This window comes from Pseudomonas sp. LBUM1656, assembly GCF_059716065.1.
In genome coordinates this window covers 1218585-1243929 of record NZ_CP166800.1, presented here as the reverse complement: position 1 = coordinate 1243929, position 25345 = coordinate 1218585, and the positions used below count along the sequence as shown (strand labels likewise).

Annotated in this window: 22 protein-coding genes; 6 read left to right on the top strand and 16 right to left on the bottom strand. The window is 59.7% G+C overall.

From position 1 onward, the window contains the following. Positions 1–96 precede the first annotated feature (96 nt). From ACA072_RS05410 to ACA072_RS05335, 16 genes are all read right to left on the bottom strand, one after another. Positions 97–426, bottom strand: coding sequence for a PA3694 family proteiin (locus tag ACA072_RS05410; protein WP_497623519.1), 330 nt, complete (start codon positions 424–426; stop codon positions 97–99). After that, positions 423–1337 (bottom strand): alpha/beta hydrolase, encoded by a 915-nt coding sequence (locus tag ACA072_RS05405; RefSeq protein ID WP_497623518.1) that lies wholly within the window; start codon positions 1335–1337, stop codon positions 423–425. The genes ACA072_RS05410 and ACA072_RS05405 overlap by 4 nt, the downstream gene beginning before the upstream one ends. Before the next feature lie 162 nt (positions 1338–1499). After that, the gene (locus ACA072_RS05400) at positions 1500–2777 is read right to left on the bottom strand and encodes a flavohemoglobin expression-modulating QEGLA motif protein (protein WP_497623517.1); all 1278 of its coding nucleotides are present in this window, start codon (positions 2775–2777) and stop codon (positions 1500–1502) included. A 35-nt stretch (positions 2778–2812) separates the two neighbouring features. Continuing rightward, positions 2813–3373, bottom strand: a complete 561-nt coding sequence (locus tag ACA072_RS05395; protein ID WP_497623516.1) for a hypothetical protein — start codon at positions 3371–3373, stop codon at positions 2813–2815. Positions 3374–3533: 160 nt separating this feature from the next. Then, positions 3534–4250, bottom strand: a complete 717-nt coding sequence (locus ACA072_RS05390; protein WP_497623515.1) for a TetR/AcrR family transcriptional regulator — start codon at positions 4248–4250, stop codon at positions 3534–3536. Between the two features lie 102 nt (positions 4251–4352). Next, positions 4353–5855: a lysine--tRNA ligase gene (gene lysS / locus ACA072_RS05385; protein WP_497623514.1), complete on the bottom strand. Its 1503-nt coding sequence runs from the start codon at positions 5853–5855 to the stop codon at positions 4353–4355. A 71-nt stretch (positions 5856–5926) separates the two neighbouring features. Next, positions 5927–7022 (bottom strand): peptide chain release factor 2 gene (prfB, locus tag ACA072_RS05380; RefSeq protein ID WP_095920368.1). Its coding sequence is split into 2 segments (ribosomal slippage): positions 5927–6949 and positions 6951–7022, totalling 1095 coding nucleotides; the frame shifts between segments, so codons are not numbered across the junction. Between the two features lie 293 nt (positions 7023–7315). Further along, positions 7316–8317 carry a diguanylate cyclase domain-containing protein gene (locus ACA072_RS05375; RefSeq protein WP_497623513.1) on the bottom strand — a complete coding sequence of 334 codons (1002 nt, stop codon included), beginning with the start codon at positions 8315–8317 and terminating at the stop codon, positions 7316–7318. 48 nt (positions 8318–8365) lie between these two features. Then, on the bottom strand, positions 8366–9376 hold the full coding sequence (locus tag ACA072_RS05370; RefSeq protein ID WP_497623512.1) for a chemotaxis response regulator protein-glutamate methylesterase: 1011 nt from the start codon (positions 9374–9376) through the stop codon (positions 8366–8368). Continuing rightward, positions 9373–11661 (bottom strand): hybrid sensor histidine kinase/response regulator, encoded by a 2289-nt coding sequence (locus ACA072_RS05365; protein ID WP_497623511.1) that lies wholly within the window; start codon positions 11659–11661, stop codon positions 9373–9375. Before ACA072_RS05365 ends, ACA072_RS05370 begins: the two co-directional genes overlap by 4 nt. After that, complete coding sequence (locus tag ACA072_RS05360) at positions 11658–12341, bottom strand: chemotaxis protein CheW (RefSeq protein ID WP_497623510.1); 684 nt, start codon at positions 12339–12341, stop codon at positions 11658–11660. Before ACA072_RS05360 ends, ACA072_RS05365 begins: the two co-directional genes overlap by 4 nt. Then, the gene (locus ACA072_RS05355) at positions 12338–13603 is read right to left on the bottom strand and encodes a CheR family methyltransferase (RefSeq protein WP_497623509.1); all 1266 of its coding nucleotides are present in this window, start codon (positions 13601–13603) and stop codon (positions 12338–12340) included. Before ACA072_RS05355 ends, ACA072_RS05360 begins: the two co-directional genes overlap by 4 nt. Then, positions 13600–14136, bottom strand: a complete 537-nt coding sequence (locus ACA072_RS05350; protein ID WP_497623508.1) for a chemotaxis protein CheW — start codon at positions 14134–14136, stop codon at positions 13600–13602. Before ACA072_RS05350 ends, ACA072_RS05355 begins: the two co-directional genes overlap by 4 nt. Further along, positions 14136–15758 carry a methyl-accepting chemotaxis protein gene (locus ACA072_RS05345; protein ID WP_497623507.1) on the bottom strand — a complete coding sequence of 541 codons (1623 nt, stop codon included), beginning with the start codon at positions 15756–15758 and terminating at the stop codon, positions 14136–14138. Before ACA072_RS05345 ends, ACA072_RS05350 begins: the two co-directional genes overlap by 1 nt. A 404-nt stretch (positions 15759–16162) precedes the next feature. Then, positions 16163–17551 (bottom strand): cytochrome D1 domain-containing protein, encoded by a 1389-nt coding sequence (locus tag ACA072_RS05340; RefSeq protein ID WP_497623506.1) that lies wholly within the window; start codon positions 17549–17551, stop codon positions 16163–16165. Positions 17552–17706: 155 nt separating this feature from the next. Next, on the bottom strand, positions 17707–18429 hold the full coding sequence (locus ACA072_RS05335) for a tellurite resistance TerB family protein (RefSeq protein WP_497623505.1): 723 nt from the start codon (positions 18427–18429) through the stop codon (positions 17707–17709). Between the two features lie 174 nt (positions 18430–18603). On the opposite strand from ACA072_RS05335, the gene ACA072_RS05330 reads away from it, so the two are divergent. The 6 genes from ACA072_RS05330 to ACA072_RS05305 all read left to right on the top strand — a co-directional run bounded on the left by ACA072_RS05330 (position 18604) and on the right by ACA072_RS05305 (position 25323). Then, positions 18604–19518, top strand: coding sequence for a LysR family transcriptional regulator (locus ACA072_RS05330; protein WP_497623504.1), 915 nt, complete (start codon positions 18604–18606; stop codon positions 19516–19518). Between the two features lie 99 nt (positions 19519–19617). Beyond that, positions 19618–21105: a gamma-aminobutyraldehyde dehydrogenase gene (locus ACA072_RS05325; protein WP_462025713.1), complete on the top strand. Its 1488-nt coding sequence runs from the start codon at positions 19618–19620 to the stop codon at positions 21103–21105. 82 nt (positions 21106–21187) lie between these two features. After that, on the top strand, positions 21188–22339 hold the full coding sequence (ydcS, locus tag ACA072_RS05320; protein WP_497623503.1) for a putative ABC transporter substrate-binding protein YdcS: 1152 nt from the start codon (positions 21188–21190) through the stop codon (positions 22337–22339). A gap of 198 nt (positions 22340–22537) precedes the next feature. Next, positions 22538–23575, top strand: a complete 1038-nt coding sequence (locus ACA072_RS05315; RefSeq protein WP_497623502.1) for an ABC transporter ATP-binding protein — start codon at positions 22538–22540, stop codon at positions 23573–23575. A gap of 1 nt (position 23576) precedes the next feature. Beyond that, positions 23577–24524, top strand: coding sequence for an ABC transporter permease (locus ACA072_RS05310; RefSeq protein ID WP_497623501.1), 948 nt, complete (start codon positions 23577–23579; stop codon positions 24522–24524). Next, on the top strand, positions 24514–25323 hold the full coding sequence (locus ACA072_RS05305) for an ABC transporter permease (RefSeq protein WP_497623500.1): 810 nt from the start codon (positions 24514–24516) through the stop codon (positions 25321–25323). The genes ACA072_RS05310 and ACA072_RS05305 overlap by 11 nt, the downstream gene beginning before the upstream one ends. Positions 25324–25345: the final 22 nt, after the last annotated feature.

Sequence of the window (25345 nt, the reverse complement as noted above, 5' to 3'; positions counted from 1 at the left end):
CGATGGCAGACTGTCAGGCAACAAAATGGTGAAAGTGCCGGCCTCATCGCGGGCAAGCCCGCTCCCACAGGGGATCTTTGGTGAATTCCGGATTGGTTATTGCTCGAGTTTTTGCGGGGTTTCTTCGCCCATGCAACGCACGGCTTTTTTCTTGCTGTTGATCAGCACACCGGTCAGGCCTTTTTGTTCGGTGTCGAACATCACCAGCACGCCATCGATGCATTGGGCCACTTGCGCTGCGGGTTCCAGGGAGACTTTGTAGTCTTCACCCGGCACGGTCTTGAGCATGGTGAAGTCGCTGAGCAGCAGCGCATCTTCGGGTTTGGCGAAGTGCAGATAGCCGTAGAACCACAGGGCACCGACAGTGCCGAGGATGCTGCAGATACCGGTGATGATCAGCGGGATGGCGTTACGTTCTTCACTCATTGCGGACTCTCTGAGGGTTCATCTTCTGAATTCGGGGGTGCCGGGTAATTGGGGATTTCACCCAGGCGGCGCAGACCGTTGAAATGCTGCGGGTCGTCAAGATAACGCAGCATCACTTTGCGCCAGACCGGGTCGGCGAATGTCTGCACATGACCGCCACGGGTCAGTTGCAGCACGCGCGGCGGCGGCGCAGCTTGATACAGACGGATGCCGTTGGAAAGGGGCACGATCGGATCATCGATGCTGTGGTAGATCAGTTTCGGCACGCCGTTGAGCTGAGCCATGGAGTTGATCGCACTGTCGCCGTCCGGCACCAGCCACGAAAGCGGCACCTGGAACGCCCAGGTCAGCCAGGAATTGCTCAGGGCAAACCGGCCGATGCTGCGATAACTGGCGGGCACGCCGTCGAGGACGAAGGCCTTGAGTTGTTTCTGGCGTTCAGGATGCTGAACCAGGTAATGCACGGCCATCGAACCGCCGAGGCTCTGGCCGAGCAGAATCAGCGGTTTGCCTTTGACTTCCGGCGCCTGGTCGAGCCATTTGAAGGCGGCATCGATGTCCTGATAGATCGCCGGCAGGCTCGGTTCGCCTTCGGACAACCCGTAACCGCGATAATCGATCAGCAGCACTTGGTAGCCTTCCTCAGGCAACCACCAACTGCCGCCCAAATGCATCGGCAGATTGCCGCCGTTGCCGTGCAGATGCAGCACCGTGCCCTTGACCTCGACGCCTTTTTTCGCCGGCAGCCACCAAGCATTCAGCCTGAGGCCATCGGCGGTGGTGAGGGTCACTTCGCGGTAGTCGAGCTTGGCTTTTTCCGGGGTGAACAGCTGGCCGGGTTCGGGGTAGAACAGCAGGGAGCTGCAACCGTTCAGAGTCAGAAGAAGGCAGAGGATGCCGAGGATTCTCATCCGTTGAAACCTCGCGAGAAATGGAGTTGAAACACAATCCTGTGGAGAGACAATTAACCTGTGGGAGCGGGCTTGCCCGCGATAGCGGTGTGTCAGGCGACACCAATGTTAAATGTTAAACCGCAATCGCGGGCAAGCCCGCTCCCACAGGTGTTGTGCTGATCACAGGATGTTCGAGTAATCCGCTTCGATCCGGTCCAGGCTCAGGTGGTTGAGGAAGTTGGAGAAGCACATCCACGCCGACAGCGCATTCAGGTCACGGAACTGATCCGGTAAATACTTGGGTGGCACCACCAACCCTTCGTCTACCAACTGGCGCAAGGTGCGCATGTCTTCCAGCGTGGTCTTGCCGCAAAAAAGCAGCGGAATCTGCTCAAGCTTGCCTTTGCGCACAGCCAACTGAATGTAGTTGTAAACCATGATAAAGCCCTTGAGGTAGGACAAGTCTTTGGTAAAGGGCAGGCCGGTCGGTATCGAACCACGGAACACCCGGCTGGCGTTGCCGTAGCTTTCAGCCATTTCAAAACCTTGCTCGCGGAAGAAATCGAAGACCTGCAAGAAGTCCGCGCCCTCTTCCACCATGTGAATGGCACGGGTGCGGTTGGTCAGTTTGCGCAGGCGGCTCGGGTAGGACGCGAAGGTGATGATTTCCATCAGGATCGCCAGGCCTTCCTGGGTCACCGTCGACGACGGCGGACCTTTGGACAGGAAGGTGCAGATCGGCTGGTTGAGCCCGTTGAGCGTGGTGCCCACGTGCACCAGCCCTTCGTGGACTTCCAGGGCACGCACGTCGCGTTCGTTGAACATCGCGTCGGTGCGAATCTTGATGTAGTCAGCGCCGGCCGCCGCGTCGGCCACGATGCCGTCGGACTCGAACACCCGAATGGTTTCTTCTGCTTCGCCAAACACTTTGCTCAAGCGGGTTTGCAACAGATGCACGGCATCCTTGGCGGTGAGGATTTTCGGCTCGTCCTTCAGGTCTCCCCGGCCATCGATGTTGTTCAGGTAATCGGAGAGCATCAGGCCGAGGTCGGACAGGGTCGGGTCGCCGGCATGGAACGCGTCGGACGCGGCGCCGTACAGCTCCTGGGAAATCAGCCCGAAATCCTCGGTGCCGCGCGCTTCGAGCATGCGCACCACCATCCGGTATTCCTTGCACATGCGCCGCATGATCTGGCCGACCGGGTTGAACTGGCCGAGCTGACGGGTGATGTCACGCTCGATGTTCTGGAATTCCAGTTTCACTTTGCTGGAGTCGAACGACAGTGGCCGATTGAGGTAATAGTCGCGATCCACCGCCGGCATTTCCTTGCCCTTGGCCTTGAGGAAACCCTTGCGGATGCTGTCATCCCACTTGACCGCATCGAGGACGCGAATCGGCGTCTGTGCCAGCACAATGCGATCGGACAAAATGCGTATCGTCTGCTGGTAATCGTCCACCCGTAACTCCTGTAGAAAAACCGTTATGTGCTGGCTTATTTAACTTTAGCTTTGGCCAGGCGCTGATAGCGCGCCGCCTCGACGAAGACATCAGAATTGGCCGGATCATCGAGGTAAGCAAAGACCTGGTCCATGCTGTTGCTGATCAGCACGCCGTCGCCATCATCGGTCTGGAAGCCTTCGCCGTTCAGGACTTTTTGACCCATGGCTTGATTGATCTGCTCGAGATCGAGGTTGTAGACCACCAATTCGTGCTTATCGGTGAGTTCAAAACCGGCAATAGTGAAATGCCCACCGAACTGCGCCGGCACCTTCGCCGACAAATACCAGCGGTTGCCATGGCGCGACACTGTAAACGGGTAGGCCTCGCGCTCCTTGGGTTTGGCCTTGAAATAGCTGACCGCCTGATAGCGATTGTCGCCCAGACGCGTCAGCTCCAGGTTCATCGGCTCACCCCAGGCGTTGGTGCTGGTCCATTTGCCGAGCAGACCTTTAGGCGCGGGGTCGCTGGCGGGCAGTGGGTCCTTGAAGGTCACCAGACAGCCACTGAGCAGCAGGAACGACAAGGCGATCACAACGACACGCCAGGCTTTCATTCAACACTCCCTATGAACACAACGCAGTCCTCAGGTGAGCAGCGACCCTGTGTGGGAGCGGGCTTGCTCGCGAAGGCGATTTAACATTCAACATTTGCATCGACTGTCACACCGCCTTCGCGAGCAAGCCCGCTCCCACAGGATCGCAGTCCCGCAGGTGTTACACCGACGCCAGTACCAGGTGCATGTAGCGATTGAGGATACCGAGCATTTCAGCCTCGGAGACAGGCTCGGCGTCGTTGAGCAGGCCCTGATATTCCATCCGTCCGATAATCGCCGTCAACACCTTGGCATCCTGTTGCGGTTCGCGCGAACCCAATACCTGGAAAAGCTGGCACGTACCCTGTAGCAGAATCTGCTGATGTGAGCGTACCAACAGCGCCAGGCGCGGGTTCAACAGCGCTTCCTGGCGGAACGCCTGTTCGGCCATCAAGTGTTCGCGGCGGTTGATCAGTTGCCGGTGTACATAGTCCGCCATCAACCGCGCAATGTCGTCCGCCAGTTGCGAGCGCGACTCGGGACTGCCGTCGCCGCTGACCACCATCTCGCGCAGCAGGCCCTCGTTGTTCACCCACAGCTTGGCCATGAACGCCGCACTGCGCTCCACGTATTGGGCGAAGGTATCGGTGAGCAGGTCATCGATATCCTTGAAATAGTAAGTGGTGGCCGACAGCGGCACCCCGGCCTCGGCCGCTACCGCACGGTGCCTTACGGCCCGTACGCCATCGCGCACGACAATGCGCATCGCCGCATCGAGAATGTCCTGTCGACGCTGCTCGCTGCCCTGTCGGCTGGCCTTGCGGCCCTGGTACTGAACGCTTTCAGCGACCGCAGTGGCGATGCCCGCTGCACCTTCTTGAGCAATTGCACGGTTCACGACAGGTAGTCCTCTCTTACTTCAAAAGTAACCATTTGATACGTTTGTACCAGACAGGCAATAAAAAGCCGCCTGTTATAGGCGGCTTTTTTATCGAAACACTTACGCTTGCGGCCGCATGTGCGGGAACAGGATCACGTCGCGGATCGACGGTGAGTTGGTCAGCAACATCACCAGACGGTCGATACCGATACCTTCACCCGCCGTTGGCGGCATGCCGTACTCCAACGCACGAACGAAGTCGGCGTCGTAGTGCATGGCTTCGTCGTCGCCCGCGTCCTTGTCGGCCACCTGAGCCATGAAACGCTCGGCCTGGTCTTCCGCGTCGTTCAACTCGGAATAGGCGTTGGCGATTTCGCGGCCACCGATGAACAGTTCAAAACGGTCGGTGACGCTTGGGTTCTCGTCGTTACGACGGGCCAGCGGCGACACTTCGAACGGGTACTGGGTAATGAAGTGCGGCTGCTCCAGCTTGTGCTCGACCAGTTCTTCGAAAATCATCACCTGCAATTTACCCAGGCCTTCAAAGCCCAGCACCTTGGCGCCGGCCTTCTTGGCGATGGCGCGAGCCTTCTCGATGTCGGTCAGGTCGTCAGCGGTCAGCTCAGGGTTGTACTTGAGGATCGAGTCGAACACCGACAGACGCACGAACGGTTCGCCGAAGTGGAACACCTTGTCGCCGTACGGCACGTCGGTGCTGCCCAGAACCAGCTGCGCCAGTTCACGGAACAGCTCTTCGGTCAGGTCCATGTTGTCTTCGTAGTCGGCGTACGCCTGGTAGAACTCCAACATGGTGAATTCAGGGTTGTGACGCGTCGAAACGCCTTCGTTACGGAAGTTGCGGTTGATCTCGAACACTTTCTCGAAGCCGCCGACAACCAGGCGCTTCAAGTACAGCTCAGGCGCGATACGCAGGAACATTTCCATGTCCAGCGCGTTGTGGTGCGTCTCGAAAGGCTTGGCCGCAGCGCCACCAGGAATGGTTTGCAGCATCGGCGTTTCGACTTCAAGGAAGTCACGCTTCATCAGGAAGCTGCGAATGTGCGCAATCACTTGCGAACGCACGCGGAACGTCTGGCGCACTTCTTCGTTGACGATCAGGTCAACGTAGCGCTGGCGGTAGCGCTGTTCGGTGTCGGTCAGGCCGTGGTGCTTGTCCGGCAGCGGGCGCAGCGACTTGGTCAGCAGGCGCACTTCGGTCATTTCAACGTACAGGTCGCCCTTGCCGGAACGGGCCAGGGTGCCAACGGCGGCAATGATGTCGCCCATGTCCCAGGTTTTCACCGCGGCCAGGGTGTCTTCGGACAGGGTCTTGCGGTTGACGTAGACCTGAATGCGCCCGGTCATGTCCTGGATCACCATGAACGAGCCACGGTTGAGCATGATGCGACCGGCAACCTTGACCGGGATCGCAGCCTCTGCCAGCTCTTCCTTGGTCTTGTCCGCGTACTGTTTCTGCAAGTCTTCGCAGTAGTTGTCGCGGCGGAAGTCGTTGGGGAAGGCATTGCCCTTGGCGCGCTCGGCAGCAAGCTTTTCCTTGCGCAGGGCGATCAGGGAGTTTTCTTCCTGTTGCAGGGCTTGCGGGTCGAGTTGTAGGTCGCTCATGTCTTTAAAAATTCCATCACAGGTTCGTTGCCCCCACCGAGGGCAGGGGACTTAAGGTCTTGACTGGCGGTTTACAGCCCTTGTTTCAGGCTCGCCACCAGGTATTCGTCGATATCGCCGTCGAGTACCTTGTCGCAGTCACTGCGTTCGATGTTAGTGCGCAAATCCTTGATTCGCGACGCATCAAGCACGTAAGAGCGAATCTGGTGACCCCAGCCGATGTCCGACTTGGTGTCTTCCAGGGCTTGGGAGGCGGCGTTGCGTTTCTGCACTTCCTGCTCGTACAAGCGCGCCCGCAACATTTTCATCGCGGTGTCTTTGTTGGCGTGCTGGGAGCGTTCGTTCTGGCAGCTGACCACGGTGTTGGTTGGTACGTGAGTAATCCGTACGGCCGAGTCGGTGGTGTTTACGTGCTGGCCACCGGCACCCGAGGAGCGGTAAGTGTCGATGCGCAGGTCCGACGGGTTGATGTCGATTTCGATGTTGTCATCGATTTCCGGCGACACGAACACGGCAGAGAACGAGGTGTGGCGACGGTTGCCGGAGTCGAACGGGCTCTTGCGCACCAGACGGTGCACGCCGATCTCGGTGCGCAGCCAGCCAAAGGCGTATTCGCCCTTGATGTGGACCGTGGCGCCCTTGATCCCGGCGACTTCACCGGCCGACAGCTCCATGATGGTCGCGTCGAAACCGCGTTTGTCAGCCCAGCGCAGGTACATGCGCAGCAGGATGTTGGCCCAGTCCTGGGCCTCGGTACCGCCGGAGCCGGCCTGAATGTCCAGGTAGGCGTTGTTGGCGTCCATCTCACCGCTGAACATGCGACGGAATTCGAGTTTTTCCAGCGACTCGCGCAGGCGCTCGACTTCGGCAGCGACGTCATCGACGGCGGCCTGGTCTTCTTCTTCGGCGGACATCAGCAGCAGGTCTTTGGCATCGGCCAGACCGCTGTGCATTTCGTCGAGGGTTTCGACGATCTGAGCCAGCAGCGACCGCTCGCGGCCCAGCTCCTGAGCGTACGACGGGTTGTTCCAGACAGACGGATCTTCAAGCTCGCGATTGACTTCAGTCAGACGCTCATGCTTTTGATCGTAGTCAAAGATACCCCCGAATAGTTTCGGAGCGCTCGGACAGGTCCTTGATACTGTTAAGGATCGGGTTGATTTCCATGGCGGGCAGCACTCGTTGGCGAACTTTTGAAAGCCGGCGAGTATAACGTAATCAAGCTGTCACGGCAGCCCGCCTGGCGGCTTTAGGGGCGAATGGTTTGCGAACACCTGTAGCAGCGGTCGAGCCCCGCGAGGCCGCGTTCGGTGCGGGCCGCGTTCGGACGAAGCCGTCGTAAACCATACAACATGGTCTTTTAGACAAACCGCGTACACAGGACTGGCGAGGACTTCGTCCTCGGACGCGGCCTCGCGGGGCTCGACCGCTGCTACATGGGATCGTATTTCAGCAACGAATTACTCAATCCCCACCTGATTGCGCCCATTGTTCTTCGCCAGGTACAGCCCCTTGTCCGCCGCCGAGATCAGTTGCCGGCAATCGCTGCCCGGCTGCGGGACCATGGTCGACAGGCCGATGCTGATGGTCAGGCTTGAGCCTTCACTGGGGAAAATGTGCGGAATCTTCAGCGCTTCCACGGTCATGCGCAGTTTTTCCGCCACCAGTCGTGCGCCACCCGGCGTGGTGTTGGGCAACACCAGGACAAACTCTTCCCCGCCGTAACGGGCGGGCAGGTCCGACGGGCGGGCGCTCGCATCGCGAATAGCGGTGGCGACTTTACGCAGGGCTTCGTCGCCTTCGAGGTGGCCAAAGCTGTCGTTGTAGGACTTGAAGTAGTCGACATCAATCATCAACAGCGACAATTGGCTCTGATCACGCAGCGAACGGCGCCATTCCAGCTCCAGGTATTCGTCGAAGTGCCGGCGGTTCGACAGCCCGGTCAAGCCGTCGGAGTTCATCAACCGCTGCAGCACAAGATTGGTGTCGAGCAACTGCTGCTGGCTGACCCGCAACGCGCGATAGGCCGCATCGCGCTGCAACAATGTCATGTAGGAGCGCGAGTGGTAGCGAATGCGCGCCACCAGTTCGATGTTGTCCGGCAGCTTGACCAGGTAATCATTGGCCCCGGCCGCAAACGCCGCGCTCTTGATCAGCGGGTCTTCCTTGGTCGAGAGAACAATGATCGGGATGTTCTTGGTCGCCGGGTGGTTGCGGTATTCACGCACCAGACTCAGGCCGTCCAGGCCCGGCATCACCAAGTCCTGCAGGATCACCGTCGGTTTGATACGAATCGCCTGCGCAATGGCCTGATGCGGGTCGGCGCAGAAGTGGAAGTCGATATTTTCTTCATTCGACAACCCGCGGCGCACCGCTTCGCCGATCATCGCCTGATCGTCCACCAACAGCACCATGGCGGCGTTTTCGTCGGTCTTGAAGTCGTCGAGCTGTAAGTCATTCATGTGCGGTCACCTGAATACTGCCTGGGCCAGGATTGCTGCGAAAAGTCTTCATTTGGGGAAAATCTCCAGCAATCGTGGCGCTATCTTGTCCAGTGGGCGAACTTCCACGGCGGCATCGATGGCCGCTGCCGCTTTCGGCATTCCGTAAACCGCACTGCTTTGTTGGTCCTGAGCGATGGTCAGGTAGCCCTGTTGGCGCATGAGTTTAAGCCCCTGCGCGCCGTCGCGCCCCATACCGGTGAGCAAAACCCCCACGGCATCGCCGTTCCAGTAACTGGCCACGCTCTCGAAAAACACATCGATCGAGGGCCGATAGATCTCGTTGACCGGTTCGGCGGTGTAGGCCAGCGTGCCGTTTTTCAGCAAGCGAATATGGTGGTTGGTGCCCGCCAGCAACACCGTGCCGGCCTGTGGGGGCTCGCCTTCCTGGGCCAGTCGAACCTTCAGGCCGCTGGCACTGCTGAGCCATTCGGCCATGCCGGCGGCGAACACCTGGTCCACATGCTGCACCAACACGATCGCGGTCGAAAAATCTTGTGGCAGGCCCTTGAGCAAGACTTCCAGCGCCGCCGGGCCGCCTGCGGACGAGCCGATCGCGATCAGGCGCTGGCGCGAAGCCGAGCTGCGCAGCGGGCTAGGGCCCGGTCGTTCGCGATTGCCCTTGTCACCAATCAGCCAGCCAATGTTCATGATCTTGCGCAACAGCGGCGCCGCCGCCTCTTGGGCATTGCCGGCACCGAGGGCGGGAGTGTCGACCACGTCCAGCGCGCCGTGGCCCATGGCCTCGAACACCCGGTGCACGTTCTGCTGGCGGTCGACCGTGACAATGACAATGGCGCAGGGCGTCTCGGCCATGATCCGCCGGGTAGCTTCCACGCCGTCCATTATCGGCATGATCAGGTCCATCAGGATCAGGTCCGGGGTATTTTCGGCGCAGCGTTGCACCGCCTCGGCGCCGTTGCCGGCGACCCAGACCACTTCATGCGCCGGTTCGAATGCCAGGGCGCGGCGCAGGGCCTCCACGGCCATGGGCATGTCGTTGACGATCGCTATTTTCATGCCCGCGCTCCTCCGATGAGCTCAACCACTGCATCAAGCAGGGCGTCGTCATGAAAACTGGCTTTGGCTAGATAATAGTCGGCTCCGGCGTCCAGTCCACGACGACGGTCTTCTTCGCGATCTTTATAGGACACCACCATAACCGGCAGCGATTGCAGGCGATTGTCCTGACGCAACAAAGACACCAGTTCGATGCCGTCCATGCGCGGCATATCAATGTCGGTGATCAGCAGATCGAAATCCTCCGAACGCAGGGCGTTCCAGCCATCCATACCATCGACCGCCACGGCCACGTCGTAGCCACGATTGAGCAGCAACTTGCGCTGCAACTCGCGAACGGTCAGCGAATCGTCGACCACCAGAATCCGTTTACGAGCCGCCTCGACGGCCTGGCTGCCTTGACGGGCAATCCGCTCCAGACGTCCGGTGTTGAGCAGCTTGTCCACCGAGCGCAGCATGTCTTCGACGTCGACAATCAGCACCACCGACCCGTCGTCGAGCAAAGCCCCGGCGGAAATGTCCTGCACCTTGCCCAGACGTTCATCCAGCGGCAATACGACCAGCGTCCGCTCGCCAATAAACCGTTCGACCGCGACACCGTAAATCGCCTCGCGCTCGCGGATTACCACGACTTTCAGGGTTTGCTGGCTGCTCGTGCTCGCCGGGCGCTGCAACAGCTGACTGGCGGCGACCAGCCCGACATGCCGGCCTTCGTGCCAGAAGTGCTGACGCCCTTCGACCTGAACGATGTCCGCCGGCTCCAGATCACGCATGCGTTCGATGTGCGCCAGCGGAAAGGCGTACGCCTCGTCACCGACTTCCACCACCAGACTGCGCACCACAGACAGCGTCAGCGGCACTTCGAGGTGAAAACGGCTACCCTCGCCCGCCGTCTGCTCCAGCACCACCGCGCCGCGCAACTGACGGACCATGTGCTGAACCGCGTCCAGGCCGACGCCCCGCCCGGACACTTCAGTGACCTTGTCGCGAAGGCTGAAACCCGGCAGGAACAGGAACGTCAGCAGCTCTTCTTCGCTCAACTGGGCAGCGGTTTCAGCCGGGGATAACTGCCGCGCGATGATGCTGCGGCGGACTTTTTCCAGATCGACGCCGTGACCGTCATCGCTCAACTCCAGCACCAGCAGACCCGCTTGATGGGAGGCGCGCAGACGAATCAGGCCTTCTTCAGGCTTGCCGGCCAGCAAGCGTAGCTCGGGGGACTCGATGCCGTGATCCACCGCGTTGCGCAGCAAGTGCGTCAACGGCGCTTCGAGCTTTTCCAGGACGTCGCGATCAACCTGGGTTTTCTCGCCCTCGATCTCCAGCCGCACCTGTTTACCGAGGCTGCGACCGAGGTCGCGGACCATGCGCACTTGCCCGCCCAACACGTCGGCAAACGGCCGCATGCGACAGGCCAGCGCGGTGTCGTACAACACCTGCGCCCGTTGACTGGCCTGCCAGGCAAACTCATCCAGTTCGGCGTTTTTTTCCACCAGCAATTGCTGGGACTCGGCCAGCAGCCGCCGGGCATCGGCCAAGGCTTCCTGGGCTTCGAGGCTCAAGGCATGTTCCTTGAGGTGGACGTTGAGGTTTTCCAGCGCCCGCAGGCCATTGTTCTGCATGCGTTTGAGGCGCTGCATCGTGGCCAGGTGCGGCTTGAGTCGCTGGGTTTCCACCAGGGATTTGCTCGACAGGTCGAGCAGGCTGTTCAAGCGTTCGGCCGTGACGCGCAGCACGCGTTCGCCATTATCGGTGGTGCGCCGGGTCCTTTTCGCTGGCTCTGCGGGTGGCGGTTCGGCGACCGGAATCAGGGCTTCGACCATCGGCGCGAGCGCTTCAGGCTCGGACTCGGTGATGAACGGTGCAATCGGCGTGCTGATCGGCATGGCCAACGCGAGCGGATCCAGCAACCGCGCCATCAGTGCCACATAGGCCTCGATATCCGCCGCCCCGGGATTGTTATTCGGCGTCGCGATACGCATCAGCAAATCGGTGCCTTGCAGCAAGGCGTCAATGTGCTCGGGCCGCAGGTACAGGCGCCCTTCCTGCGCGCTGACCAGGCAATCTTCCATCACATGCGCGACGCTGACGCCGGCATCGACCCCGACAATCCGCGCCGCGCCTTTGAGCGAGTGGGCCGCGCGCATGCACGATTCAAGGTGATCAGCCTGGGTCGGATCGCGCTCAAGCGCCAGAAGGCCTGCGCTCAGCACCTGGGTCTGCGCTTCGGCTTCGAGGCTGAACAGCTCCAGCAACGAAGCGTCGCGCATTTGCTCGGGGGTCATGTGAGGCTCCGGGTCACGGCGGACAACAGCTGTTCTTCATCCAGCCAACGCAGGCTGCGACCTTTGAATTGCAACACGCCCCGGGTGTATTTGGCGCTGGCCTGGTTGCCGGACGGCGACGCAGCATCGAGGATGCGCTCGTCAATGGCATGTATGCCGTCCACTTCGTCCACCGGCACCACCACCGGCCCGCCGTGCGCAGCAATGATCAGCATCCTCGGCATCACTCGCGTACCAGACGCCACGCTGCTGGTGCCATCGAGACCGAGCAGTTCCACCAGGGACAGGCACGCCACCAAAGCACCGCGCACGTTCGCCACGCCGAGCAGGGCCCGGGAGCGCTGGTGCGGCAAGGAATGAATCGCTTGCAGCGGCGCTACTTCGACCAGACTGCGGGTGGCCAGGCCCAGCCATTCTTCGCCCAGACGAAACATCAGCAGCGAGCGGGTTTTCACGTCAATTTCGGCCGCCACCGAGACCTGCTCGCGATCGTCCTGTTGCAAGGCGTAGCGGTCGAGCAAGCGCGTGGCCGCGGCGGAATACACCGCGCAGTTGCGACAATGAATGTGTTCGATCAGCAGCGGGCAGGATTTGTCGCCGTGGATACCGATGCGGTTCCAGCAGTCGTCGATGGCCTGGGCATCTTCATGGGTGACGCTCAAGGTGTCGGAGCCGTTCATCGTTTACGCTCACTGTCGGCGGCACGCTCGCTGCGGGCGGCGCGGTCCTGCAATCTTTTGGCACCCGCCGTGTCGCCCTGGGATTGCAGCAAGGCTGCCAGGTGCATCAACGCGTCGGGGTGTTGCGGTTCGAGGTACAACGCCTTGCGATAAAACCCCTGGGCTTCGAGGACTCTGCCGGCGACATCGCTGAGCAGCCCCAGCCAATAAAACACCTGGGCCACCGGTTCGTGACTGCGCAAATAACGTTCGCAGGCAGCGCGGGCATCGGCGCTTTTGCCTTCGTTGGCCAGCGCTGCGATGTTCGCCAACAAGGTGGCAGCGTCCGAGGCTTTCGGGGTGACGGTCGGCGGCAAAATGGTTGCGAACGGACGATTGCGCACGGGCGGCGGTGTCACGCTGCGCACCGGTTGGCGCACCGGCAGCGGTGTCGGGACGAAGACTGACAGAGGTTCGGGTGCAGGCGCGCTCTGACGGCTGAACGCAAAAGACTGCGGGATGCCAATCGAGCGCATGCCGAAACGACCGAGCAAACTGCCTTCGGCCGGGCCGATAAACAGCACGCCGTCGACATGCGTCAGGCGTTTGAGCACTTCGAAGACTTGCTGCTGGGTGGGCAGGTCGAAATAGATCAGCAGGTTGCGGCAGAACACAAAATCATAAGGCGACTCGCTGGCCAGCAGCGCCGGATCCAGCAAGTTGCCGACCTGCAAACGCACCTGTTCAAGCACTCGTTCGTTGAGGCGGTAGCCGTCTTCTTCGGCACTGAAATGGCGCTCGCGAAACTCGATGTCCTGGCCACGGAATGAATTCTTGCCATACAACGCACGCTTGGCTTTTTCCACCGACAGCGGGCTGACGTCCATGCCTTCGACCTTGAACTGATGCGGCTTGAGTCCGGCATCGAGCAAGGCCATGGCGATGGAGTACGGCTCCTCGCCAGTGGAACAGGGCAGGCTGAGAATCCGCAGCGCGCGCAGGTTGTTGATGTCGGCCAAGCGTTTGGTGGCCAGTTTCGCCAACGTCGCGAAAGATTCCGGGTAGCGGAAAAACCAGGTCTCTGGAACGATCACCGCTTCGATCAGCGCCTGCTGTTCGTCCCGCGAACCTTGCAGCGTGTGCCAATACTCATCCGCCGTCAGCGCTCTGGAAGCGGTGCTGCGCTGGCGCACCGCGCGCTCGATGATCGCCGGCCCCACTGACGTCACGTCGAGGCCGATGCGTTCCTTGAGGAAATCGAAAAAGCGCTGATCGCTGCTCATGGCCGTTCCTCAAGCAGCGCCAGGTCCAGCGGTGACGAAGGAAACAGCAGCGCGCGCACCTGATCATCGAGCAAATCAGCCACCCGCACCCATTGCAGCAAACCCTGGGCATCTTCACGAACCGGCCCCAGGTAGGGCGCCTGGCGATTGTCCAGGCCATAGGGTTTAAAGTCCGCCGGGTTGCAGCGCAAGGTGTCGGTGGCTTGCTCCAGAATCAGCCCGAGCAACTTTGCAGGCGTTTCCTCATCCGGCCAATAGTGCACAAGTACCAGCCGCGTGCTGGTGCGGGCTTGCGCCGGTTGACCAAAGGTCAGCGCGCTGAGGTCGATCACCGGCACCACCGCGCCGCGATAGGCGAACACCCCGGCGACCCAGTCCGGCGCCTTGGCAATCGGCTTCAACGGCAGACGCGGCAGCACCTCGGCCACTTCGCGCGCCTGCAAGGCATAACGCTCGTTGCCGATGCGAAACAGCAGAAACAACGCGTGTTTTGCCGGCATCACCGCACCGCGTTTGACCACAAGTTCGCTCATCAGACTTTGAATCGCGAAACGCCGCCCCGCAGCCCCACGGCCACCTGGCTCAGCTCGTCAATGGCGAAACTGGCCTGGCGCAGGGACTCGACGGTCTGGCTGCTGGCATCGCCCAACTGCACCAGCGCATGGTTGATCTGCTCGGCGCCGGTGGCCTGCGCCTGCATGCCTTCGTTGACCATCAACACCCGCGGCGCCAGCGCCTGAACCTGGTGGATGATCTGCGACAGCTGCTCGCCGACCTGCTGCACTTCGGACATGCCGCGGCGCACTTCTTCGGAGAATTTGTCCATGCCCATCACCCCGGCCGACACCGCCGACTGGATCTCGCGCACCATCTGCTCGATGTCATACGTGGCCACGGCGGTCTGGTCCGCCAGACGCCGCACTTCGGTGGCGACCACGGCAAACCCGCGACCGTACTCACCGGCCTTTTCGGCTTCGATGGCGGCGTTCAACGACAAGAGATTGGTCTGGTCGGCGACTTTGACGATGGTCACGACCACCTGGTTAATGTTGCCGGCCTTCTCGTTGAGGATCGCCAGTTTGGCGTTGACCAGATCGGCCGCGCCCATCACCGAGTGCATGGTCTCTTCCATCCGCGCCAGGCCTTGCTGCCCGGAGCCGGCCGCTACCGAGGCCTGATCGGCGGCGGTGGAAACTTCAGTCATGGTGCGCACCAGATCACGGGAGGTGGCCGCGATTTCACGGGACGTCGCGCCGATTTCGGTGGTGGTGGCGGCGGTTTCGGTGGCGGTGGCTTGCTGTTGCTTGGAGGTGGCGGCGATCTCGGTCACCGACGTGGTGACCTGGACGGAGGAGCGCTGGGCCTGAGACACGAGCGAGGTGAGCTCGGCCATCATGTCGTTGAAGCCGGTTTCCACCGCATTGAACTCGTCTTTGCGCTCCAGGTTCAGGCGGCCGCTGAGGTCGCCAGTGCGCATGATTTCGAGGATCTGCACAATCCGGTTCATCGGCGCCATGATTGCGCGCATCAACAACAAGCCGCAGAGGCCGGCGGCCAATACCGCGACCAACAGGGAAATGCCCATGATGATTTTAGCGGTGACCACGGCGTCATCGATGTTCGCGATGTCCTGGTCGGCCACGGCTTTGTTTTCGCGGAGGATGTCATTGAGCTTCATTCGACCTGCGGTCCAGGCCGGAGTCAGTTGTTCGTTGAACAACTTGATAGCGTCAGCCTCTTGATTGCGCTTGTGCAAGTCGAGCACCGCGGCCAGGAGCTTGCCGTACTCCGCATGGAGTTTTTCGAATGTCGCGAATTCGACCTTGTCTTCCTCCGTAGTCACGGTGCCGCGATAGTTACTCATCGCTTCCTGCACACGCGCTTCGTAGCTTTTGAAGTCTGCGGCGTCTTCGGCACTGATGCCCTGCCCTTCCTTCAGGCCCAGCATTTCCTGAATATGGAGAAAACTGTCGACCCAGGCACCGCGAATCGTCGAGCTGTAATAGACCCCGGGCAACGCGTCCTCACGAACGCTGGCTTCGCTGATTTCGATCTTCAGCAGCCGGGAATACGAGACGACGACCATCAGCAACATGATGGCGATAATCACCGCAAAGCTCGCCAAGATGCGTTGGCGCAACGTCCAGTTCTTCACAGTCAGTCCTCGGGGCGGTTCAAATGCTGCGGAGTATAGCTGAGGGTGTTTCATTTATAAGACGGGTGTCATGCCACTGTTGCACTTGGCGAGAACCCGTTCTGTGGCTCACTTTGTAGGCCGAGAGGTCTGCAGCGTGCGCCACTCACTCCCGAAAGTAGGGATGCACCAAAACTGCCAAAGAACAAAATGGACTGTGGATTGCGCCAAAGGATTTGTTGGGCAGAAGACGCCTTCGCGAGCAGGCTCGCTCCCACTAGGACTGCGATCGTGTTGACAACCCGGTCAAGTGTGGAAACGAGCTTGCTCGCGAAGAACGTAGACGCGATTTATAGACTGCGCTTGTGATGTGGAGAGAGCCAGATTAAAAACCCGCCCCCCGAACAACCGCTGTATTTTCCTCGTTAACCACGTTTAACCGTAATGTTATCAATGAGAAATTGGCCATTCGTCCTGATTTGTATCTTCCTGATACCTTCGAGACGACCGGAATCAACCATTCTTTCGAGAAAAGTATAGGGTGTTCCAACAAAATGCTGAGCGTTGAGTTCATTATCGAACTCGTCAAAAAACCACACATCCACATAAGGGATACTTGATCCGATATTACCGCCAGCCACCCAAAAAACCACCGAAGTTGCGACACCCACAACTAACTCTAGAGAATACACCATCCTATGGTCGGCAAAAACATCAAAATTATATAGCAAGTTTCCTTTTACCTGCTCACCATTCCAACCGATATTGGCAAATTCCAACGATTGTCCCGGGTCTGACTTTTCGAGTAATGTCACATTAAAAATACGGGTCGACATCACCTCCTTGACCTCCGTAATTTTTTGCAGTTCTACGGACTCAAAATCTTCTGTTTCTTCAGATGGAGTAGATCTGAGACTGATAACCGAGACGGAATTAGCAGTCAGGTTTGCCGTACACACAAAAGAACCGGTGCAATCAACTGCAATATCCACAGGGTCGCGTCCAACACCCAAACGCCCAACCTCTTTGAATGTATTGAGATCGATGACGCTGACACCACCTTCATCAAGCGCAACATACGCATGCTGATTATCAGGGCTTATCGCGACAGCCCAAGGTGAACTTTCAACAGGAGTTGTCGAAACCACTCGCTCATCTTCCAGATCGACAAATGAAATAGTTTTATCTTGAAAATTACAGACACAAAGGAGACTATCGTCACTGTTTATGGCAACATCGAATGGATTTCTCCCTACTTCAATACTACTGATTACCTGCCCAGTATTTGTATCCAATACATTGACCACATCATTGCCACTTGAAAAATAAGCTTTGGTCTTGGTTTGACTGATCGCAATCGCATCTGGTGATCTGGCATCGCATATTGAGTGCAGTTCTTCCTTAGTTTCAAAATCCAAAATCACTAACTGGGGCGCGCTCAGCTTGCAAAAATACAGGCGTTTTCCATCAGGGCTAAACCCCACCGAAACGTCAGAGCCAATTAGTTCGATCTCAGCCACTACTTCCAGGGTGTTAACACTGATAATAAATGTTCCGTTCTGCCAACACACAACAATATATTTATTATCTGGACTAACGGCAATTGCGCGCACCGCCACGCCAACTTTTATAATCTTGATTTCCTTCAATGTCGCAAGATCTATTATAGTGACAGCGCCATCAGAAGTATCGTGAGTCACAATGGCAAGTTTTCCATCACGACTACAAGCAATGCCGATTGGCCTGTCACTGACCGGAATATCGAATCTTTTATCTGTTAGTGCCGTTGTGCTGTTGACTGGGTTGGTGGTCATGGTAATGGCTCCTGCCAATGGTTTTGACAGGGCTATTGAGAACGCGAAAGAGGATGACCGTCTACTGTCAGATCTGACAGTAGCCGGCGTATTCCGATGAGCGGTGATATCGCATATTCAACTCGAAACAGTTGCCCGCAGGCGCCTGGATCGACCTACATAGCAGCCTGCCGCACCTGCTTCTCCAACTCCGCCTTCAACCCCGGCTCAAGCTTCAACTGCCGCGCCAGCTCATCCAGGTAGGACTTCTCCATGAAGCTCTCCTCATCCACCAGCATCACGCTGGCGATGTACATCTCGGCAGCCATTTCCGGCGTGCTGGCCGCGCGGGCGACTTCCGTCGGGTCAAGCGGCTTGCTGAGTTCGGCGTGCAGCCACTGCTGCAATTCCTGATCGTTGTCGAGCTTGGTGAATTCACCTTCGATCAGCGCACGCTCACGATCGTCGACATGGCCATCGGCTTTGGCCGCGGCGACCAGCGCCTTGAGAATCGCCTGGCTGTGCAACTCGACCTGCGCGGGTGGCAGACGATCGAGTGTCTGCGGCTCAGTCTTCGGCGCAGTGCCCTGCTGGGCCTGCCAATTGCCATATGCCTTGTAGGCAATCACGCCGAGCGCCGCGAGGCCACCGTAGATGGCGACTTTTCCGCCAACGTTGCGGGCCTTTTTGCTGCCGAGCAACAGGCCCATGGCGCCGGCCGCCAGTGCGCCACCGCCCGCGCCGGAGAGCAACCCGCCGAGGCCGCCCGAACCACCGCTGCCGCCGAGCAACCCGCCCAATCCACCGCTGGACGCCTTGTGTTGAGCGCCACCGGCCTTGTTCTGCATCAGGTCCTGACCGGACTTGAGTAGTTGATCGAGCAATCCACGCGTATTCATTTTGCCGCCTCCACGAAAGGGGTTAACCGGACACTAAGGCCACCAGCCTAGAACGAAAGTGCCCGTCGACCGGGGACGAGAGTGCTTCTGGATGTTGCTTGGAAAAACTTGGCCATCGATTAAAGCGATATACACTCAAGCGAATCTATAAAACCGCCCACTGGGTAATTCCCCATGATGACCTTGCGTCAGATCCGTCACTTCATCGCCGTGGCCGAGACCGGCTCGATCTCCGCTGCCGCGCAAACCGCGTTCATTTCCCAATCGACATTGACCCTGGCGATCCAGCAACTGGAAGAGGAGATTGGTGTCGGCCTGTTTAATCGACACGCCAAGGGCATGAGCCTGACCCACCAGGGCCATCAATTCCTGCGCCAGGCGCACCTGATCCTGGCCACCGTGGACAACGCCAAGCGCAGCCTGCAACAAAGCACTGATCAAGTCGCCGGGCAGTTGATCATCGGCGTGACCAGCCTGGTGGCCGGTTATTACCTCGCGGATTTGCTCACTCGTTTTCAGCGCGCCTACCCCAACGTCGAAATCCGCGTGATGGAGGACGAGCGCCCGTACATCGAGCATTTGCTGGTCAGCGGCGAGATCGATGTCGGTGTATTGATCCTTTCCAACCTCGAAGACCGCCACGCCTTGCAGACCGAGGTGCTGACTCACTCACCCCATCGGCTGTGGTTGCCGGCCCAGCATCCGCTGCTGGAACACGACAGCATCAACCTCGCCGATGTAGCCCGTGAGCCGCTGATTCAGCTCAACGTCGATGAAATGGACCGCAACGCCCACCGCATGTGGTGCGGGGTCGGCCTGCAACCGCGCATCACCCTGAAAACCGCGTCGACGGAAGCGGTTCGAAGCCTCGTGGCTGCTGGGCTGGGCGTATCAATTCAGCCGGACATGACTTACCGCCCCTGGTCTCTGGAGGGCGACATCATCGAAGCTCGGCCGATTGCCGACCTGAGCCAGACCCTCGATGTGGGCCTGGCCTGGCGTCGTGGCACCGCGCGCCCGGCATTGGTGGACCCGTTTTTGACCGTCGCCCGGGAGCAACCCCACGGCGGACGCAAGCCATCTATTTAATCGAACGCCACCTTCAGTATTTAGAATTTGTCGACCTCGGGCCCGCGCACTAGTCTTGCTACATCTATAAGACGGCCAGGCCCAGTCTCAGGGAGCACCATGGCCACACAAGAAAAGAGAACCCGAAAAATGGCTGGCGCGCAGACCCCGTTGTTCACCGCGTTGTTGATCGATGGCGAATTGGTCGCGGGCCAGGGTTTTGTCGAACCGATCCTCAACCCGGCCACCGGGGAAGTGCTGACCCACATCGCGGAAGCCAGCACCGAGCAAGTCGAAGCCGCCATCCTCGCCGCCCACCGCGCCTTCGCCGGCTGGTCGCGGACCACGCCGCAGCAACGCTCGAACCTGCTGCTGGACATCGCCAACGCCATCGAAAAACAAGCCGACCTCCTCGCCCGCCTCGAATCCCTGAACTGCGGCAAGCCGCTGCACCTGGCCCGTCAGGACGACTTGAGCGCGACGGTCGATGTGTTCCGCTTCTTCGCCGGGGCCGTGCGCTGCCAGACCGGCCAGCTCAGCGGCGAATACCTGCCGGGTTACACCAGCATGGTCCGTCGAGATCCGATTGGCGTGGTCGCGTCGATTGCGCCGTGGAACTACCCGATCATGATGGCTGCGTGGAAAATCGCCCCGGCCCTCGCGGCCGGCAACACACTGGTGTTCAAACCGTCCGAACACACGCCGCTGTCGATCCTGGCCCTGGCACCTGCGCTGGCCGAGATCCTGCCACGCGGCGTGATCAACATCGTCTGCGGCGGCGGTGAAGGCGTTGGCAGCCACTTGGTCAGCCATCCCAAAGTGCGCATGGTGTCGCTGACCGGCGATATCGTCACCGGGCAGAAAATCCTCCAGGCCGCGGCAAAAACCCTGAAACGCACGCACCTTGAACTCGGCGGCAAAGCGCCGGTGATCGTCTGCAACGATGCGGACATTCAGGCCGTGGTCGAAGGCGTGCGCACCTACGGTTACTACAACGCTGGCCAGGATTGCACCGCGGCGTGCCGGATTTATGCACAGGCCGGGATTCATGACCGGCTGGTGGCGGAACTCGGCGCGGCGGTCAGCAGCCTGCGCTTCGCCGGTAAACGCGACGCCGACAACGAAATCGGCCCGCTCATCAGCACTCGCCAGCGCGACCGCGTGGCCAGTTTCGTCGAGCGCGCCCTCGGTCAGCCGCACATCGAACGGGTGACCGGCGCGGCGGTGCATTCCGGTGCCGGCTTCTATTACCAGCCAACCTTGCTGGCCGGCTGCAAACAGAACGATGAAATCGTCCAGCGCGAAGTGTTCGGGCCGGTGGTCACCGTGACCCGTTTCGATGAACTCGAACAAGCCGTGGACTGGGCCAACGACTCGGAATACGGCCTCGCCTCGTCGGTCTGGACCCAGAACCTCGACAAGGCCATGCAAGTGGCGGCGCGGTTGCAGTACGGCTGCACCTGGATCAACAGCCATTTCATGCTGGTCAGCGAGATGCCCCACGGCGGCCTGAAACGCTCGGGTTATGGCAAAGACTTATCCAGCGATTCGCTTCAGGACTACAGCGTGGTGCGGCACATCATGGCGCGCCACGGACAGCATCTCTGACTACGCTAATAACAAGCCGCTCACGGCATGCTTCACCACGTTCACAACTGCCCCGACCATAATTAAAGAAGAGGGAATTCCCATGTTCGTGCACAAGACCGCACTGTTCAGTGCAATCACCACGGCGCTGTTGGCCAGCGCCAGTATCCAGGCCGCCGAACCGCTGAAAGCCGTCGGTGCCGGCGAAGGTCAGTTGGATATCGTGGCGTGGCCCGGCTACATCGAACGTGGCGAAAGCGACAAGGCTTACGATTGGGTGACCGGTTTCGAGAAGGAAACCGGCTGCAAGGTCAATGTGAAGACCGCGGCGACGTCCGATGAAATGGTCAGCCTGATGGCCAAGGGCGGCTATGACCTGGTGACTGCATCCGGCGATGCCTCCCTGCGACTGATCGCCGGCAAGCGTGTGCAGCCGATTAACACGACGTTGATCCCGAACTGGAAGAACATAGACCCTCGCCTCAAGGATGGCCCTTGGTACGTCGTCAATAAACAAACCTACGGCACCCCGTATCAGTGGGGCCCGAACGTGTTGATGTACAACACCAACGTGTTCAAGACGGCGCCGGATAGCTGGAGTGTGGTGTTCGAAGAGCAAACCCTGCCGGACGGCAAGTCCAACAAGGGCCGGGTTCAGGCATACGACGGCCCGATCTATATCGCCGATGCCGCCCTCTACCTCAAATCAACCAAGCCGGAACTGGGCATCAAGAACCCGTACGAGCTCAACGAAGTGCAGTACAAAGCGGCGCTGGACCTGCTTCGCAAGCAACAGCCCCTGATCCACCGCTACTGGCATGACGCAACCGTGCAGATGAGTGACGTCAAAAACGAAGGCGTCGTGGCTTCAAGCACCTGGGGATACATGGTCAATGGCCTGGTCGCTGACAAGCAGCCGGTCGCCTCTGTCATCCCGAAAGAAGGGGCTACGGGCTGGGTGGACACCACCATGATGCACGTCGAAGCCAAGCACCCGAACTGTGCTTACAAGTGGATGGACTGGTCGCTGCAACCAAAAGTGCAAGGCGACGTATCGGCTTGGTTTGGCGCGCTTCCAGCCGTGCCTGAAGGCTGCAAGGCCAGCGAGCTGCTGGGCGCCGAAGGGTGTGCGTCCAATGGCTACGCTCAGTTCGACAACCTGGCCTTCTGGAAAACCCCGCAGGCTGAGGGCGGCAAATTCGTGCCGTACAGCCGTTGGACCCAGGATTACATCGCGATCATGGGCGGTCGCTAGTCCCTTGTAGCAGCTGCCGAGGAACGAGGCTGCGTTGCGTGTCCGCAGGACCGCCCTCGGGGGCCGCTGCGCAGCCCGACGCAGCCTCGTTCCTCGGCAGCTGCTACAGATCGCTCCCACAAAATCACCGCAAAATCTGTGGGAGCGAGTCGGCTCCGACGATGCTTTTGAAGATTCAGATTTTTGGAGTTGAGCACCATGACGCTTGCAGTCCAGTTCACCAACGTTTCCCGTCAGTTCGGCGAAGTGAAGGCCGTTGACCGGGTTTCCATCGATATCCAGGACGGCGAGTTCTTTTCCATGCTGGGCCCTTCCGGCTCGGGCAAAACCACGTGTTTGCGCCTGATCGCCGGTTTTGAACAACCGAGCGCAGGCTCCATCCGTATTCATGGCGAAGAAGCCGCCGGGCTGCCGCCGTATGAGCGTGACGTCAACACCGTGTTTCAGGATTACGCGCTGTTCCCGCACATGAACGTCCGCGACAACGTCGCTTACGGTTTGAAGGTCAAAGGCGTCGGTAAAACCGAACGTCATAAACGTGCCGAAGAAGCCCTCGACATGGTCGCCCTCGGCGGCTACGGCGAACGCAAACCGGTGCAACTTTCCGGCGGTCAGCGCCAGCGTGTGGCCCTGGCCCGCGCTCTGGTCAATCGCCCACGCGTACTGCTGCTCGATGAGCCGTTGGGCGCGCTCGATTTGAAGCTGCGCGAACAAATGCAGAGCGAGTTGAAGAAGCTGCAACGCCAGCTCGGCATCACCTTCATCTTCGTCACCCACGACCAGACCGAAGCGCTGTCGATGTCCGATCGCGTGGCCGTCTTCAACAAGGGTCGCATTGAGCAGGTCGACACTCCGCGCAACTTGTATATGAAACCGGCCACCACATTCGTCGCGGAATTCGTCGGCACGTCCAACGTGATTCGCGGTGATCTGGCGAAGCAATTGAGCGGCAATCCACAGCCGTTTTCGATACGCCCGGAACACGTGCGTTTCGCCGAAGGCCCGCTGGCCAGTCACGAGATTGAAGTCAGCGGCTTGCTCCACGACATTCAGTACCAGGGCAGCGCCACGCGCTATGAACTGAAACTGGAAAACGGCCAGACCCTCAACATCAGCCAGGCCAACGTGCAGTGGCTGGACGTCAGCGCCCAGCACCAGACCGGGCAACGCATCAGCGCACGCTGGGCGCGCGAGGCGATGATCCCGCTGCACGACACCGTTGTCGGCGGAGTGTGAGATGACCACCGTGGCTATCCCTCAAACCCAGGCCGGCGGTTCGCCGCTCCGCAGGTTTTCCAACCTGTTGTACCGTCGACCGAATTTTTACCTGTCGCTGCTGCTGGTGCCGCCGTTGCTATGGTTCGGCGCGATCTACCTCGGTTCGCTGCTGGTGCTGCTGTGGCAAGGCTTCTACACCTTCGATGACTTCACCATGGCGGTCACCCCCGACCTGACCCTGGCGAACTTTGCAGCGCTGTTCCAGCCGTCGAACTTCGACATCATCCTGCGCACCCTGAGCATGGCCGTTGCCGTGTCGATCGCCAGCGCCATCGTCGCGTTCCCGATTGCCTATTACATGGCGCGTTACACCACCGGCAAGACCAAGGCGTTTTTCTACATCGCGGTGATGCTGCCGATGTGGGCCAGTTACATCGTCAAGGCCTACGCCTGGACCTTGCTGCTGGCCAAGGGTGGCGTGGCGCAGTGGTTCGTTCAACACTTGGGACTGGAGCCGGTTTTGCAATTCGTGTTGGGCATTCCGGGGGTGGGCGGCAGCACGCTGTCGACCTCGCATCTGGGTCGTTTCATGGTGTTCGTCTACATTTGGCTGCCGTTCATGATCCTGCCGATCCAGGCTTCGCTGGAACGTCTGCCGCCGTCTCTGCTGCAAGCGTCTGCCGACCTTGGTGCCAAGCCACGCCAGACCTTTATGCAGGTGACTCTGCCGCTGTCGATTCCAGGCATCGCGGCCGGTTCGATCTTCACCTTTTCGCTGACCCTGGGCGACTTCATCGTGCCGCAACTGGTGGGGCCGCCGGGGTACTTCGTCGGCAGCATGGTTTATGCCCAGCAAGGCGCGATCGGCAACATGCCGATGGCGGCGGCCTTCACCCTGGTGCCGATTGTGTTGATCGCCATCTACCTGACCATCGTCAAACGACTGGGGGCTTTCGATGCACTCTGAGAAGGCTTCACTGGGTTTGCGCATCGCAGCCTGGGGCGGGTTGGTGTTTCTGCACTTCCCGATCCTGATCATCTTCCTGTACGCCTTCAACACCGAAGAAGCGGCGTTCAGCTTTCCGCCCAAGGGTTTTACCCTGAAGTGGATCGGTGTGGCGTTCTCGCGGCCCGACGTGCTGGAGGCGATCAAGTTGTCGGCTGAAATTGCCGCCATCGCAACGTTGATCGCGATGGTCCTTGGCACCCTCGCCTCGGCCGCGCTGTACCGGCGGGATTTCTTCGGCAAGCAAGGCATCTCGCTGATGCTGATCCTGCCGATTGCGCTACCGGGGATCATCACCGGGATCGCGTTGCTGGCGACCTTCAAGACCTTGGGGATCGAGCCGGGGATGTTCACCATCATCGTCGGCCACGCGACCTTCTGTGTGGTGATCGTCTACAACAACGTCATCGCCCGTTTGCGCCGCACTTCACACAGCCTGATCGAGGCCTCGATGGACCTCGGCGCCGATGGCTGGCAGACCTTCCGCTACATCGTCTTGCCGAACCTCGGCTCGGCGCTGCTGGCCGGCGGCATGCTCGCGTTTGCGCTGTCGTTCGACGAGATCATCGTCACCACCTTCACCGCCGGCCATGAACGCACCTTGCCGCTGTGGCTGCTCAATCAACTCAGTCGCCCACGGGACGTGCCGGTGACCAACGTCGTCGCGATGCTGGTGATGATGGTGACCATGCTGCCGATTCTCGGCGCGTATTACCTGACCCGGGGTGGTGAAAGCGTGGCCGGTAGCGGCGGGAAATAACGAACAACTCAATATCCACTGT

Coding starts and splice junctions, on each gene's coding strand:
- ACA072_RS05315 (WP_497623502.1), top strand. CDS start 22,538: ATGACGCTTGCAGTCCAGTTCACCAACGTTTCCCGTCAGTTCGGCGAA.
- ACA072_RS05410 (WP_497623519.1), bottom strand. CDS start 426: ATGAGTGAAGAACGTAACGCCATCCCGCTGATCATCACCGGTATCTGC.
- ACA072_RS05350 (WP_497623508.1), bottom strand. CDS start 14,136: ATGAGCGAACTTGTGGTCAAACGCGGTGCGGTGATGCCGGCAAAACAC.
- ACA072_RS05355 (WP_497623509.1), bottom strand. CDS start 13,603: ATGAGCAGCGATCAGCGCTTTTTCGATTTCCTCAAGGAACGCATCGGC.
- ACA072_RS05340 (WP_497623506.1), bottom strand. CDS start 17,551: ATGACCACCAACCCAGTCAACAGCACAACGGCACTAACAGATAAAAGA.
- ACA072_RS05305 (WP_497623500.1), top strand. CDS start 24,514: ATGCACTCTGAGAAGGCTTCACTGGGTTTGCGCATCGCAGCCTGGGGC.
- ACA072_RS05375 (WP_497623513.1), bottom strand. CDS start 8,317: ATGAATGACTTACAGCTCGACGACTTCAAGACCGACGAAAACGCCGCC.
- ACA072_RS05325 (WP_462025713.1), top strand. CDS start 19,618: ATGGCCACACAAGAAAAGAGAACCCGAAAAATGGCTGGCGCGCAGACC.
- ACA072_RS05360 (WP_497623510.1), bottom strand. CDS start 12,341: ATGAACGGCTCCGACACCTTGAGCGTCACCCATGAAGATGCCCAGGCC.
- ydcS (WP_497623503.1), top strand. CDS start 21,188: ATGTTCGTGCACAAGACCGCACTGTTCAGTGCAATCACCACGGCGCTG.
- ACA072_RS05335 (WP_497623505.1), bottom strand. CDS start 18,429: ATGAATACGCGTGGATTGCTCGATCAACTACTCAAGTCCGGTCAGGAC.
- lysS (WP_497623514.1), bottom strand. CDS start 5,855: ATGAGCGACCTACAACTCGACCCGCAAGCCCTGCAACAGGAAGAAAAC.
- ACA072_RS05310 (WP_497623501.1), top strand. CDS start 23,577: ATGACCACCGTGGCTATCCCTCAAACCCAGGCCGGCGGTTCGCCGCTC.
- ACA072_RS05365 (WP_497623511.1), bottom strand. CDS start 11,661: ATGACCCCCGAGCAAATGCGCGACGCTTCGTTGCTGGAGCTGTTCAGC.
- ACA072_RS05370 (WP_497623512.1), bottom strand. CDS start 9,376: ATGAAAATAGCGATCGTCAACGACATGCCCATGGCCGTGGAGGCCCTG.
- ACA072_RS05405 (WP_497623518.1), bottom strand. CDS start 1,337: ATGAGAATCCTCGGCATCCTCTGCCTTCTTCTGACTCTGAACGGTTGC.
- ACA072_RS05330 (WP_497623504.1), top strand. CDS start 18,604: ATGATGACCTTGCGTCAGATCCGTCACTTCATCGCCGTGGCCGAGACC.
- ACA072_RS05395 (WP_497623516.1), bottom strand. CDS start 3,373: ATGAAAGCCTGGCGTGTCGTTGTGATCGCCTTGTCGTTCCTGCTGCTC.